We start from the raw sequence: 13,449 nt of genomic DNA, 5'->3' as shown, positions 1-13,449 counted from the left end.
GCCAGCGCCGCGCAAGGGTCGCGGAGCGACTCGCGTCAGCCCTTGCGCGGTGCGCAAGCCGGGGCAGGCCGGGTGGCGTGATCGCCAGCACAGAAAATGGGGTTGTCACTCCACAACTGATCTCTGCTGTCGCTCGCCGAAAGTCGAAAAGAGGAATTAAAGACTCGACTGAAGGCCGAGTAGCAGAGCCTGAGGCTTTACAGATCTGCCTTGGCACCAATCCGAGCGCGCTCAAGATGGGCCTCTAGCGCCTTTCTCGTGGCGTATTTGTGCCGGATTCCTACGACCCGCATTATCACCGCACCGACGACCTGCTGGAGATTTGCAATATCAGAATCTGATGGCTCCGCGGATCCGCCGTGGATTATCTTGCTTCGCACATCATACATTGACCCAAGGAAGTGGAAAAGCTTGAGTCGTTCTTCAAGGCCCTCGGATCCGACAAGTAATACCGCACTTTCTGAGACCCCAATGCGAAGTGGCTTCCCGTTTGTGGGATTCAGGAGGCATTCAAGTGCTGTCATGAGCGATAGCACTTGCTGTTGAGGCTGTGAATCTGAATGCGCTCTCCCAGCCCATTGAATAGCGACCAGGATGCGTTCCTCAATTTCCGAGCGAGACCGACTCACGATGATCTCGCTTAGGCTCTCTAATGCGTCTCCATGGCGCTGAAGGAATTGATCATCGATCTTGAAGGGAAGATAGCGGCCCGCCAATGGGAAGTCAGTATTGAATGATCCATCCTCAGAAAAGACGATGCTGCTATACGCAGCCATAGCAAACTCACCCGGCAGCCCTAGTCCGACATATTCAGGTAGATCCTGGGTATAAGGAGTCAAAAATTTCAAGACGCTCAATGCCATTCCAATACTCTGCGATGAACTAATGCGAGCTTGGTTGACCTCAGCGACCGTTTCAGAAAAAGCAAGCGCGTCGAACGCCCCTAGCCTGTCTTCGATCACTTCTCGGCTATGGTCACGCCAGTATTCCTTGTCTTCGTCAGAACACTTAAGAGTTTGAATTGTTTTCTTAGCTCTCTCACTAAGTTGATCGAGCTGGATCTGATCGGCAGACCTAAATGTGATGCCACCAAGATGAAAAGCCTCTACTTCGAGCTTAAGGCCTTGAATTGGCATCACCAATTCACAAATCCCCTTAAACTCCTGAAGGAATTTGATGAATTCCTCCAGGCGTGGATTCAAGGATGCGGGTGTTCCAGTCGACAGCCCAGCCAAGATCTTCCTGAGCTCCGTTGAAATATATTTCTCAGAGAATTTGCCGCGCCATTCGGGCTGGGATGAAAGGTTTGACGTGAGCCCCCGAAACGCTGCCACAGCTTCTGCACCTGATATGACATAACTCTCGCCCCCATTCGAGCATTCAATCATCCCGTCACTCATCACGGTCGCGGGATTGAGCGGCTTGTTCTTGTCCTTGATGGTCGCAACTGCTTTTTGGATGTAGCCGAGATGGTTACCTTGCTTCTTGCATGTCATCTTGAGGCTCCAGTGGCCAGAGGCAAGAATAGACCTTGATCGACTAACAATGAAAACTGCTTATGGATCTCGCACGCCCTTTGAACAGATGTCGTAAGCCAGCCGGCCTCATAGTTATGTCGCTGGGCGGTCTCACTAAAGTTGGCGCTTGTAACCAGGGCTTTGGCCCCTGGCGTTTCCGCATCAGCAATCACCACCTTGGCGTGCTGGTAGCAACGTTCGAGGGAGCTGGTGATCAGGCGTCGGTCCACGTAGGCGTGGGGTTTGGCTGGCCAAGGCCAGACTTCTCGGTTGAACCATGTTGAGATCGTTGCCAGCGGATCAGCGCCCAGGCGATCCTCAATCTGCTTGGGATGAAAGAACAGGTCGACCCGGTTCAGCTGACCATGGGCCAGGCGGTCGGCAATGGAGGCAAACAATTCGCGAAATTCGCTGCTGAGGCCGATGTTGTAGGTGGCGATCAACAGGCTGCAGCGCGCTTCGTTGATGAGCTGATCCACCGTGGCAAACGTGTCGGCGGTTTTGGCATGAAGAGGATCCGGGCCTGACCAGACAAAGCTCCAGGCGTTGCGCTCCTTTTGGAGAGCGTCCTGGGCATCGGCGAGGCGATCCAGCAGTAATGCCATCAAGCGGGGGTGAGCCCCCTCTCGCACCATCTCCACCAGCAGTGACTCGAGCTGCAAGCGGATCGCTTCGCTGTGAGTGGAGAGCAAGCCCTGCCAACTGGTGGGTGTGTAGTTCAGACGCCGGAGATCGGTAGCTACTGCCCGCAGTGTTTGAGCTGGCAGCGTGAGGCTCATGCGTTGATGAACTCCCAGAAGGAGGGATCACCGAATTCGGGATTGGCCGAAACGGTGGGGCTCACCAGTGCTCGATCGAGGAACTCATTGCGGATCTCGCAGGAGGTTTCCGCGATCAGTTCACATCCATGGCAAGCGGCGCCATGGGTGGGACGGATGTCGAAGGGATGGTTGGGGTCGTGCTCGGAGCAGAAGGGATCATTGCTGCAGAGCTGGCCGCGCTCGAAAGCTTTCTCCAGGTAAGACACGATCCGCTTACCGGCTCCGACCAGGCCGCCCAAGGTGCCCTCTGAACCGGAACTACTGGTAAACAACAAGATTCCATAACCGATCTCTTTGTTGGCGTAAATGCGCTCGCGAATCGAGCTGGCGCCATAGCCACACTCCAGCGCCATCTCAGTGATCAAGAGGTGACTGAGGCTGTGCAGCAAGAGGTAGGGAGCTCCTGGGAAGGGGAACTGGACTTCGTCAAGACCGCGAGAAGTGAGCCATTCGTTCTCGAAGGCCTTCGTGAACTGGCCGGCTCGCATGACCACCGGATCACTGGCGGCCCAGGCCTGGATCGTGCCTGGATCGAACTCGATGAAGATCCCTTCCCCCTTGTTTTCATTGGCCGGCACCCAGCGCAGATCATTAGCCAGCGGTGCCCGGCGGTTGACCTTGGTGGTGTCGATCGGCAAGCCACCCAGGCTGCTGGTTCGGGCGGTAAAGCGGGTGAACCCCACCAGGGCCTGAGCCTCCCTCAAGCGGTGCACGAGCAGAACCCGCTTGATGGCTTTGTGGAACCACGCTGGCGGGTTGGGGGGCTGCCACACATCCGCCTCGAACAGACTCCCCTCCGCTGAGCTGGAGACCCCATCCATCGGACCGATCAGCAGTGCCAGTTCCTCATCCTTGGGTTGGGCGACATCGGCGGCTGATCCGCCCCGCTGAGCTTCGATCGTCTGCCAGAGGACTGCTGGATCGACACCGGCGAAAGCGCTCTTCAGCCGCGGGTTGAACTTGATGGCTGCAGACACATCTGCTTCAGCCTCAATCAAGGCGAGGTCGTCCTTGAGTTCAGTGACGCGCTTGGCGAGGGAATTGACTTCTTCCGGAAGGGAGATTACCGAGATTGTTTCGGTGAAGTAGGCGTTGGTGGCCGAACGCACCAGGAGCCGGTTCTTGGTGGGCTCACCATCGGTCTGGCACTTTTCAGGGTCACGGGTGTTTCGGCCAAGCCAGGGCGTGTGCCCCTGACAGAGACCCAGAGGGCTCATTTCTGTGAGGAGGGCGTCGGCAAGCTTGCGGGTCGTTCCACCTTCCGACTGCACGTAGATCTGCGTGAAGTCATTGCCGGTACCGGCCTCGAGTAGATACAAGCGCTCAGTGTTCTTGCAACCGAACTGGCGAAAGCAGAAGTCGCGCCAGCGGATGTCGCTGAGATGGCCGTGGGGACAAGCCATCACGAAGCGAACGGGCACAAGCGGATACTTGCCTTCATCGTCTTGATAGGTGCGCCAGTCCGAGATGCAGCCGTCGTTGAAATGCACCAGAGGCCTGGCCCGGCAGGGGATCCCGAAGGCCATCCGCTCACTCACCTTCTGAGCCACCGACCACTCGGGAAAACGCAGCGCCTTGATCGAACCGCTGATGTTCTTGAGCGGATCCACCTCCTTGGGCGGGGTCCGCAGGTCGACTCGGGCCGCCCCCGTGGCCTGCCGCACCAACTTCAGCAGCCGTGGTTCATGGATCAGATCGCAGCCACGGTCGTTCCAGAAATCCAAACCCCCGATAAGTAGGGAGTAGTCGGGCAGATCGACCATCGCCCCGGGGCCGTAGAGCTGGAGCACCTGGCTCTGGCGCGCCTCGCCGAGGGGCGGGGGAGCAGCTTTGCGGCGGTTGGATGGGGGCATTGGGGTGTTGGCTACCGGGCTCAGTCGTCGGTTGTGATTTCTTCCTTAAAATTCACCATCCGGATCGGTGCGGAGGGTTCCACGTCGCGGAGGCTCCAGTTCGTGGTTAACTGCTTGTAGCCCTCGGCTTGGTAGATCGGGTCGTTGTCGAGGGCGGTGTGAAGGAAGCCTGCCCCGGCACCTTTTTCTTCATGGGTCCAGTACTGCAGCTTGGCCTCTGGCTCCTGGGTCAGCTTCCACCAGGCTTCAAGCAGATCGATCACGTGATCGCGCACTTCGGTGGGGAGGTGTTCGTCGAGGCTGTCATCGGCGGCACCGGTGGCTACGCAGCGATCCTGCAGCGCCTTGGCGATCTGAGCCTTGATGCGCTGCAGGGCGTCTGCCGCCATGGCGCCCTTCGCCCCAGCCAGGGCTGGATCACCGTGGCGTGCCATGGCCACGACAACCCCGGGCAGGCCGCGATCCAGAGCACGGCTGGCAAAGGGGGTACAGCTGGTGGCCTCCACATGGCGGTAGAAGGTCTGGTGCCAGTAGGGGAACAGTTCGAAGTGGGAGCGATCCCGCGGGCGGTTGGGATTGAGCAGCACCAATACCAGGCCGGGTTTGTTCTGCTCCGGGTTCTCGCTCAGCTGGCGGCCGACGCGACTGGTGGCCTGGATGTATTCAGCGGCGGTCTTGGGCTGGTTGAGCACCACCATCAAGCCGAGGCGCGAGATGTCGAGGCCCACCGAAATCATGTTGGTGGCCAGGGCCACATCGAGGTGGTCCTTGTCGACGTAGGGCTTGGAGAGCCGATCTTTGGTGCTGCTGATCTTGGCGGTGTTGACGCGAGAGGTGAGCTCCTGCGGTTCATTGGGACGCTTACGAGAAGCAAAAGGATTGATGAAGCCCTCTATATCAAGGGCTCGGTTTTTTGCAAATTGCTCCAGCTGGGCGCCGAGTTCGTCTTCCAAGATGCTGCGGGTCACGCCCAGCTCCTTGAGGTTGGAGAAGTAGCCCAGGAGCGTCATATAGGGATCAGCTGGGTTGTTGGCACCCATGGCCTTGTTGTCGTTCCAGGCCTTCTGAGCTGCTGCCATCAGGCCCAAGTAGGAGCGCAACAGCACACCCTTGAGGTTTCGGCCTGGCGCTGAGAGGCCTACGTAGAGACGGGCTTGGTCAGGGTCGGAGATGGTGCGGGAGAAGAAGTTGTCATCGCGCTCAGGGCCAGGCGGGGGGAAGATCCGCACCTGGCTGCGGGCGAACAGGGCCTTGATCTGGGCCTCAGCCCGTCGCACGGTGGCCGTTGACGCAATGATCTTGGGGGGCGGGGTGGAGGCGTTCGGCCGCATCAACCCCTCGATCACCGTTTCATAGAGGCCAGCGAGGGTGCCAAGGGGGCCACTGATCAGGTGCAGTTCATCCTGGATCACCAGTTCCGGCGGCAGCAGGCGGCCGTGGGGGATCTTGAGGCCACCGGCGCCTTTCTCGGCCGGACCCCAGAAACCGGCAGCTGCACTCCCTGTAGGCAACTGATAGGTGCTGACGTTGCCGAACAGCGAGGACGTTTTCCCGACCCAAGGGAGGGCGGCGAACTTGTCGATCGTGGCGATCAGGAAGCAGGGCAGACGGCGGTAGATCTGCTCGTCCACCGACAACACTGGCAATGGTGTGCCCTTATGGAAGGGACATGGCCCCATGTGGGCGAATTCCTGCTTGGCCTCAGGAGAGCGGGGTTCGCGGCAGTAGATCTCCAGTCGATCGGGATTCCTCGGGGGCAGCAAGTGAAAGCCTTCCGGCTGGAGGGGGCGGTTGCACCAGGGGCAGGTTTCGATCGGGATCGGCCGATCGCGCTTGCCGGCCTTCCACTTGGTGAGCACGGCATGGGTGGACTGCTGGTCGCTGTCGCCCGGTCCGCCGAGTTTGTTGGGGGTGGCGGCCTTGCCGACCCACATCCCAATCTCGAAGGGCCATTCACCCAGCAGGTAGGGGTCGCTCTTCTCGATTCGCTCCAGGCGTTCGAGCTCCAAGGCGCAGATCAAGGTGGCAGCGCGGCCGAGCTGATCGAGGGTGAGCAGCCGCAGGGTGTAGCGCATCAGCACTGTGATGCCGGCTGATTCGATCCCAGGGCTCTGCAGCCGGCGATGCACCAGGAGGAAAGCCGCTAGGCCCAGATAGGCCTCCGTCTTGCCGCCACCGGTGGGGAAGAAGAGCAATTCGACGGCCTCACGATCCAGCCGGCCTTCTGGGGTGTCTGGTGTGGCAAGCCCCGGCAGATTCATCAGCACAAAGGCCAACTGAAAGAAGCGCCACTTCGGGGCGCGGGTGTTCGGAGCGATACCGATCTGATCCGGAGGCACCTTGGCGCTGAAGGCACTGCGCTGCCGGCTGGCGCAGGCCATCACCAGGTTCATGGTGCGGAAGGCCTCGCGCACCAGGGGATCGGCGAGCAGCTTGATGCCGTTTTCGATGCGCGTGGCGCAGGCTTCTGCCTGGGCCCGGAGTTGCTTGGCTGTTTCGTTCTGAGCTTGGTCGCTAATGGGGTGTTTGGGTTGCTGGGTGATCCATGCCCGGTAGGCCTTCACCATCGGCATCAGCTCCTGGCCGATGCGTTCGCTCCGGGCCAGATCCGCTAGGGCCTCCATGTTCATCGGCACGTTGGTGCCAGGGGGTGGCTCAGGAAGCGTGCGGTAGACCCGGGCTGTGGGTAGCCAGGTGGTGGTGAGGGTGTGGCAGCGGGAGGGATTGTCGTCGGGAATGCCCGAGGCGATCACGGCGACGTTGTGTCCACTCGCGAAGCAGTAGTCGCGCCGGTACTGGAGGGCTGCGAGGCGTTCGTCGGGATCCTTGGCGGCCTGCTGCAGGGCATCGCGACGCGGTGGGAAGCCCTGGGGGCACTGGAGGCTCAGCTCCACCTGGAAGGCAGAAACCGGATCGCGGTGACGGATCTGATTGGTTTTGGGCGGCTCCCGCTTGTTGAGCAGAAAGAGCGACATCGACAGCTGATCACTGGGATAGCCGAGCTTGCTGGGGGCTGGCCGGGCGATCCAGCGCAGGCAGAGACCCTGAGGGCTGGCCTCCAATGGGATGTCTGGGCTGGTGCCCTCGCCGGCAATCGTCAGCGTCACGCTGTGACGCTGAGGGCTGCGCAGCCAGAGCTTCTCGTCGCCGCCATCGGCCGGGGCTGTGTAATCCCCCCAGGAGACAGTGGCCTCGATGGTGGAGCCACGCTCCAGGATGAAGCTCAAGCCGCAGGAGGAGGTAAACCAGCTGCGGCGGGTATTGGCCTGATCAAGGGCATCGTTGGCGTCGTCGTCCTTTTCCTGCTTCTCCAGGCGATGGGTAGCGTCGCTGCTGGGTTCTTCGCCAGCGAGATCAGAGAAGGAGAGCTGCTCATCTGTTGTGGTGCGGCCAGCTTCCTGCTGGAACACATGGGGCACCAGGAAGCCCGTGGTGAACCAGACAGAGGGCGGCTGGGGCAGTTGCTCATGGCGACGGGCAACATCGTCCCAGCCTGGCCCGATCAGATCGCTGTGCAGGGCGGCGACCAGCTGGGAGCGGATGTCGGCGGAGGTGGCCATGGTTCAGGTGCTCTTGCTGGCTTGTTCTTCGAGGGAGCGAATCGCGCTGAGCACAGTTGGCAAAGCGTCCTGACAGATCAGCAGCACCTGCTCAGCGTCCAGATCGAAGTACTGATGGGCGATCACATCGCGGAAACCCATGGCTCCCTTCCAGTCGATGTCCGGGTAGTTGGTGGTCAGCAGGCCAGGCTCAAGCTTCTCCAGCCGCTTGAGCGCCTCCCCCGCCGCGAGGAACTGCATGCAGATGATATCTAGCAGGTCCTGGCCTTCTTCGCCGTCCAGCAGCGCCGGATCGGCGAGCAGGGGCGCAGCCTTGCGCTCGATGCGCTCCAGTGCCTGCCGGAGGGGCGTGAGCAGCACAAGCCGATCACCGCTCATGCGCTGATCCCCTCCCGGAGGATGGCCTGGCGCAGGGCGGGGTTCATCCGCTCCCGCAGCCGCACCAGATCAACCGGGCGCTGCAGCAGCTCCTCCAGCTCCTGCTTCAGGTGGACGGTGGCGTAGGGGGTGAGGGGATCGAGTTCAACCCACACATCCACATCGCTCTGGGCTGTGGCTTCGTTGCGGGCTGTGGAGCCGAACAGGCCGATGCGTTGCAGCTGGTAGCGCTGTCGCCACGCACCCTGGCGTTGACGCAGGAGCGGCAGCACCTGATCGGGGCTGAGAGCAGGCAGGGCGGCTGAGCTGGTCATAACCCCAGACCGATCTGCTCGGCTTGCACGAAGCCAGTCTCGCCGGCCGGGGCCGATTTCGGTGGCCGCCCCCGGCGCTTGGCTCCCGGCGCTGCCGGGCCTGAAGCTTTCTTGCTGCTCTTGCTGTGCAGGCCATGGGCGACCTCTTCTTCGTAGCGCTCGGCATTCAACGCCAGCAGCCTGGCCTGCACGCCATCCCGATCGTTGCTCGGCTCTTCACCAGCAAGATCAGCGAATGAATACTTTTCTTGGTCTGAAATACGGCCAGCCTCTTGCTGGAACACATGGGGGACCAAGAAGCCAGTTGAATACCAGACAGACGGAGGCTGTGGCAGTCGCTCATGACTGCGAGTCAAATCCTTAAAACATGGCCCGATCAAGTCGACCCCAAGAGCAGCCAAGAGAAACTCACGAATTAATGCAGTTGTCGTCATGTCAGCAACAGAGGCAATTCATTGCAATTCAAACTAGCTTTCGCGCATGGCAGGACAATAAGGAATGGATGACATGAATCGAGTGCCTGCATAAAATATGTAAAATGCATCACGAAGCGCCCTTCATGACTAGTGAATAAAGGAATACAGTGTCGCTTCTAGAAAGGCTTCTGGGACTAACTCTGAGCGATGAAGCCCACCTGTCCTTGTTTTTTAAGCCCCTAAAAAGACCAAGGGAACCAAGGTGCTGACTAAGGTCGATTTCAGTAATTGAGTCCAATAACAAGAGAGGCTCGCATTCTACTAACACTGGATAACTACCGGGACTTCCGTAGATACTCGACTGGTTGTCGACCCTAGCTTTCGATATAGCTCGGAGGACACCACGAAGAACCCTGGATCCTGTTACGTAGGGGAAAAGAAGATCACCGGGCGATATGCGTTTTGCTATTCCGGCCCTGTGAAGAGTAAAGCATGCATAAGCAAAGTTGATACCAACTGCCTGAAGCAATGTATCAGGAGAGAAAATACACAGCCATCCTTGACTTCCAGGGGGAAAATAAGATAAGATATCGGCACTTGCATTGATCCGAGGAGAATCAATGTGAGAAATAGCTTTAGAACTATTCATGAAAGATGCTGCCTTGAGCGATTTGATGCTTCTCGGATTCCGATCTTAAATAAGTTTTTACAGGATTTAGGCTGGGTTTATTGGCGTAGTTCTTTGCAGTTTCATGAAGACACTCTAATATATCTTCTTTGAGGCTTTGCGCAAAGCTGAGTCTTTTACTTGTGCCCACCTCTTCAAAGATAAAATCACTATAGCTTACGCTAATGCCATAAGACCCTGCAATTACAATACATAAGTCCTGATAGGCTGCCTTGATCTCAGTGTGGCCTCCGCAATCATTTATTTCATCTGATACTTGTGAAAGCGAGTAACCCTTTTGATTCATTAGCTGTCTCCGGACATCATCAAACCTATCCCATGCATTAGATGCCACCAGGCTTGACTTAGTGAAAGGGAAAGTTTCAAGACAAAGTGTTGGATTATATGTAAAGGCATTTCCAACAAAACTTCCATCTTGCTCGCACCAAGCCTGGTGAACCAGGCTTTGCATAACAGACTTGAAAGACCTGTCTTGGGATTTAAAGATAATTACTTTACTATTGCAGACAGACTGCTTTGGTACATCGATAAATTGCCAGCACTTACGATCGGAATCTCTAGCTTTCACAAAAAAGCTTGTGTGCGCTGCTATTGACATAAACTCCTTGACTCGCTTATCATAGTGCTTCCAAAAAGATTCTTCATGTAGCTGACCCTTGATTTTGGAGCGAATAGGTTCCACCGTTTCTAGGAGATGCTGATATACAATAGGAAACCCCTGAAGATCAGCCAATGAAAGATTGTTTACATTTATGCAGTGCACTAGAGTTTTGCCGCCATTCCATTGATTTAGTGTTGTTCCGCTAAAATAGAGCTCAATTAGCGAAAGGCTTTCAGGAGAGTTATGCCTCAAGTACTCGATAAACTCTTCGCCCACTTCAAAGCCTTTGCCGCGAAGCTCAATCCCACGGAAACAGAGCTTTGGGTTGATTGCCTTAGGTGCATTATAAGCAGAAGATGAATCTGTACTCTTTGATTGCCTCTTAATTGTTTCTTCTTCTATGCAAAAGTCAACAATCTCCAGTTGGGCATCCCCGGGCCAAGGTCGTTTATTTTCAAGCCTAGCTAATGGTATAAACTTCCTAAGAGCAAGCACATTATGGCCTTCGGCAATGCTCGAAGTGTTTATCAATCTTGCAACTCCATGGGTCGATAGTAAGGAGCGGCATCTTAGGTCAAAGTAAAAGCAAATATCAATCCTGCCTGCGTGATCATTGATTTGGGATTTCAGGTATCTTTCGTAGCTCTTATTAAGCGCTCTTGAAATCATAGAGCCCCCGATAAAAGGAGGATTCCCAATTATTACATCAAATCCGGCACTTGAATGACCAAAGACTTCGGGGAATTCATAATTCCAATGAAACGGCATTGCACCACATAAACAGGTACGAAGTCTGGCTCGTATGTCTGCAATATCTTGCTTTGCATCATGGAGTTTTATCGAGTCTTGAAACAGCTGACTGTATATATGCCTTGCTAACTTGCGGTCTGATGCGTTGCCGTGAAGAAGGAACGATGCTGCCAGTAGATCGCCAGCAGTAGCATTTAATTCGTTGCCTCTCGATTGTGCTTTTAGTGCTCTTAGTTTGTCCTCGTAGTCCTCATCAGACCTGCTGTCTCGATGAAACAGATTAATGTGTGACGTCTTGCTCTGGCTGTCAGGACTTTGCTTGGTGAATAGCTCTCCTTGAAGGATCTTGGAGTCCTCAAGAAATCTTTGAATCTCATGTGGATGGATTCCGATAAGCGAATCTCCGCACTTTAAGGCATGATCCAGAAAAGTGAATGGGGCTGACTTGCTAAGGCTAACTAGCCATAGCGAGAGCTTTGCCAGATTGACTGCGAAGGGGTTCTTGTCAACTCCATAAACGCACCTTTGCGCAATAAGCCGCCGAGCATAAATGAGTGGTTCTTCCCCATATGCTCTGCCCCCGATCTGTAGATCTGCTGGCAGACCATTTATATTCCATGCCTCTTCTAGAAGTTCTGCTAGGTAGCGACAGCTTTCGACCAGGAAGGCACCAGATCCCATCGCTGGATCACAAATCCTCAAGGACAATATCTCTTTTTCGTTAGGACTGCTACCAAGTCGACTAATCCAAGGGGCCAATGCTTTGATTATCGCGGCCCGCGTCAAAGAGCGTGGAGTGTAGTGGCTACCACTTCGCCTTCGCTCATCAGTGGGCTGAAATACTAGGCTTTGAGCAGGAAGGGGAGAGGTAAAAAGATTGCGATCGATCCTTGAGTCAAGAGATTCCAGAAGTTGACTTACTGTTTCAGCTTTATGGATTTCCGAGGCAGACTTAGCGCTTAGGCTCGTCTGGGCAAACTGCTCAACGAGTTTCTTGCGATCTTTGCCTGGCGTTAGAAGTAGGTCCGTGAGGTCAACCGTTGTCGTAAGCTGCTTTTTGGAGCCCTGGCCAACGCTCTTGATCCCAATAGATGCACCATCTATACGCTTGACTTCATATCCCATAATCCCTTCGTAAACAGAGCCAATCTGTTCGACATCAAGGGCTCGATAGCTTATTCTCTCCCCATTTACAACCAGTAAGTTGCCTAGTACGGAGTAGACGGCGCCGTCGCTGATCCAAGGCGTCTCTAGCCAAGGGTAAGGCTCAGGATCAAAGAGTTGCCCATGGCGAGCTGGTAGATAATCAGCTGTGGCGCCGCCACCATCAAATACTAAGCGACACAGGCTCATTAGACCTGCCCACGCACCGAAGCGCTGCTCCATGGTGTCAGGAAATTCGGCCGCATCTTGTTGTAGCTGTTCGAAGATGCTACTGACTTTATAGTTCTGCTCGTAGATCGCATCGTTTGGCATCAGTGCCTCGTCTTCTGCGTATAGCAAGAACACGAACCGCATCAGCACAGTGATCAAGCCGCCATAAAGCTGCTCGGGTGCCGTGTCGGGAATGTCTCCAAGTAGAGAACTCCCTTGCTGCTGCGACAGCTGATCAGCCCTTTCAAATCCGCGAAGAAGATCCCATAACGCCGCCAGCACCTGATCTGCCAAGGCATTGCTAACGACTGCCTGGTAGCTGCGGCTCTTGTTGAGCACATCAACCAACCGATATCCATCGGGGTCGAGGAAGACATGACTCTGCCCCAGCAGCAGATCCAGCCCTGAGAACATCAGCCGACCGCTTACCTCTGCGAGATCTTTGAGCGTGAAAGTGAGATGGCCGGAGCTCTCCCCTTTGGGTGCTACCACGAGCCTTAGCTGGCTGCCGTTGAACAGCAACCCTGCCTCGACGCCTGCCTCCCGCAGCAGCCTCTCGAAGCGCTCTTGGGCGCTGGCGCGCCAGTGTTGTTCGCCACCGGAAAACTTTTGATCCAGTGGCGTCAGCAAAGGCAATTCCTGCACCAGAAGCTGCATCCCTTCGCCGCTGGCGGCAGGGACCAGAGCTGTGGGTTGCAGCGTCTCTCCGAGTTCAGGCAATTCCTTGATGTATCCCTCAATCAGGTTCGGGTCGCTCTGAACCTGATCGCTACTCCAGCCCAGGTGATCCACCAGCAACGTCTCGATGCTGGCGAAACCCAGCTCCCGGTCTTCCGCATCAGCCTCTTCATCAGAGCCAAGAGCTTCAAGCGATTCCCGGTAGCGCTCCTGCCGCTCGATCAGCTCACTGCCACTGCGGGTCACCACCCAGCCGGCGTCCTGCATCGCCGCAGGAGCCACCACCAGGCCCACAGGCTGCAGGTAGCCCAGCCACTCCTGGTGGGCCAGGAGTTCGGGATCGCGTTGGATCGTTCGTTTGGCCATGGTTATCCGCTGATCGGCCAGAGGTAGACGAGCCCGGCTGGTTCCAGTCGATGGGTGATCACCCGATAGCTCTCCTGAATCCGTTTCGGTTCGGTGGCCAGCTCCGTTTCGATCGCCTCCAGGCGCCGCTGCC

General features: G+C 56.5%; 8 protein-coding genes. All 8 read right to left on the bottom strand.

The window, feature by feature from the left end:
- Nucleotides 1-197 precede the first annotated feature (197 nt).
- Entirely contained in the window at nt 198-1,496 is a 1,299-nt protein-coding gene (locus KBY83_RS08555) for a HEPN domain-containing protein (RefSeq protein WP_255019153.1), read from the bottom strand.
- Entirely contained in the window at nt 1,493-2,296 is an 804-nt protein-coding gene (drmC, locus tag KBY83_RS08550; protein ID WP_255019152.1) for a DISARM system phospholipase D-like protein DrmC, read from the bottom strand. Before drmC ends, KBY83_RS08555 begins: the two co-directional genes overlap by 4 nt.
- The gene (drmB, locus tag KBY83_RS08545) at nt 2,293-4,191 is read right to left on the bottom strand and encodes a DUF1998 domain-containing protein (RefSeq protein WP_255019151.1); all 1,899 of its coding nucleotides are present in this window, start codon (nt 4,189-4,191) and stop codon (nt 2,293-2,295) included. Before drmB ends, drmC begins: the two co-directional genes overlap by 4 nt.
- Nucleotides 4,192-4,211: 20 nt before the next feature.
- Nucleotides 4,212-7,751: a DISARM system helicase DrmA gene (gene drmA, locus KBY83_RS08540; protein WP_255019150.1), complete on the bottom strand. Its 3,540-nt coding sequence runs from the start codon at nt 7,749-7,751 to the stop codon at nt 4,212-4,214.
- 3 nt (nt 7,752-7,754) lie between these two features.
- A complete protein-coding gene (locus KBY83_RS08535) occupies nt 7,755-8,129 on the bottom strand; it encodes a DUF86 domain-containing protein (protein ID WP_255019149.1) in 375 nt (124 codons plus the stop codon).
- A complete protein-coding gene (locus tag KBY83_RS08530) occupies nt 8,126-8,443 on the bottom strand; it encodes a nucleotidyltransferase family protein (protein WP_255019148.1) in 318 nt (105 codons plus the stop codon). Before KBY83_RS08530 ends, KBY83_RS08535 begins: the two co-directional genes overlap by 4 nt.
- Nucleotides 8,440-8,727 (bottom strand): hypothetical protein, encoded by a 288-nt coding sequence (locus tag KBY83_RS08525; protein ID WP_255019147.1) that lies wholly within the window; start codon nt 8,725-8,727, stop codon nt 8,440-8,442. The genes KBY83_RS08530 and KBY83_RS08525 overlap by 4 nt, the downstream gene beginning before the upstream one ends.
- A 773-nt stretch (nt 8,728-9,500) precedes the next feature.
- The gene (locus KBY83_RS08520) at nt 9,501-13,316 is read right to left on the bottom strand and encodes an Eco57I restriction-modification methylase domain-containing protein (protein WP_255019146.1); all 3,816 of its coding nucleotides are present in this window, start codon (nt 13,314-13,316) and stop codon (nt 9,501-9,503) included.
- Nucleotides 13,317-13,449: the final 133 nt, after the last annotated feature.

It is taken from the genome of Cyanobium sp. WKJ7-Wakatipu, from assembly GCF_024345355.1.
GTDB lineage: Bacteria > Cyanobacteriota > Cyanobacteriia > PCC-6307 > Cyanobiaceae > Cyanobium_A > Cyanobium_A usitatum.
This window is presented reverse-complemented; position numbering and strand designations above follow the sequence as displayed.